2 protein-coding genes are annotated in these 953 nt (G+C 65.2%); both read right to left on the bottom strand.

Going from position 1 to position 953, the window contains the following annotated elements; genetic code table 11:
* Positions 1–547 (bottom strand): molybdopterin-dependent oxidoreductase (locus tag GY769_15890; protein ID MCP4203400.1); only part of this gene is annotated, 547 nt, incomplete at its 3' end.
* An 11-nt stretch (positions 548–558) separates the two neighbouring features.
* A partial coding sequence (locus tag GY769_15885; GenBank protein MCP4203399.1) for a menaquinol oxidoreductase occupies positions 559–953 on the bottom strand: 395 nt, incomplete at its 5' end.

Genomic DNA, 953 nt, shown 5'->3' with positions numbered 1-953 from the left:
GCTCCGCTCCCAGCGCGTCGAGGAAGCGCTCCACGCTGGCCGCACGAGTTCCGGATTCGGGCCGGCTGAGGTAGACGATCCGTTTCGGGTCGGCCTTTTTCAAGCGGGCAGCGACAGCATCGAGGGCCTCGTCCCAAGAAACGTCCACCAGCGAGGTCTCGCCCCGCTCGCCGGTCCTCTTCTTCGGGCCGCGCAGCCGGTCGGGATGGTAGAGCCGCTGCACCGATGCCTGTCCGCGGGCACAGAGCCGGCCGCCCGAGACCGGGTCGAGCGGGTTGCCCTCTACCTTCTTGATGGCCGCAACCGGCTCGAGAACGGCCTCGCCATTCTGCTCTGTTCTCCTCCGTGCCTCCATTACGCGCACGATCACACCGCAGCCCGCGGGACACTCCCGGCAGACGCTTGGATGCCATTCCTCGACCCCCGGCACGATCGCTTGCTCCGGCACGAGGACAGGAAGCAGTTCCTCGGCCTTCCTTCCGCACGCTCCCGCCAGAGCCCCTCCCGAGGCGGTTCCGACCAGCTTGAAGAAATCTCGTCGCTCCATGATTCGGCCTGTCAGTTGTGGCAGGCGGCGCAGTCTTCGCTCGCCTTGCTCTGACGGTGGCAGTTCAAACAGGTTCCCATGTTGTGGTCGACAGCGCGCTCGGCAACGGTCATCTCAGCGACGTTCCCGTGGCAGGTCTCGCAGGCGACCCCGGCGCGCACGTGGGACGCGTGCCGAAAAACGACATGCGCTTCCTTGGTGAAGCTGTAGACTCGCCGCCACGGAACCTCGCGTCCCCGTTCGGAATACTCTATCAGCAGCTTGACTCCCGGCCCGTCGTTGGCGAGCTTCGCATGGCAAAGCATGCATTTGGTAACCGATGGCAAGCTCGCTTCCGAGCGAGTCTCAACCGTGCTGTGACAGTCGACGCAGGCCAGATCGAGCGCGACGTGTTTGTTGTGGGGGT

The organism is bacterium, from assembly GCA_024224155.1.
Lineage (GTDB): Bacteria > Acidobacteriota > Thermoanaerobaculia > Multivoradales > JAHEKO01 > CALZIK01.
Note: the sequence above shows the minus strand (reverse complement) of the source record. Positions and strands in the feature narration are given on the sequence as shown.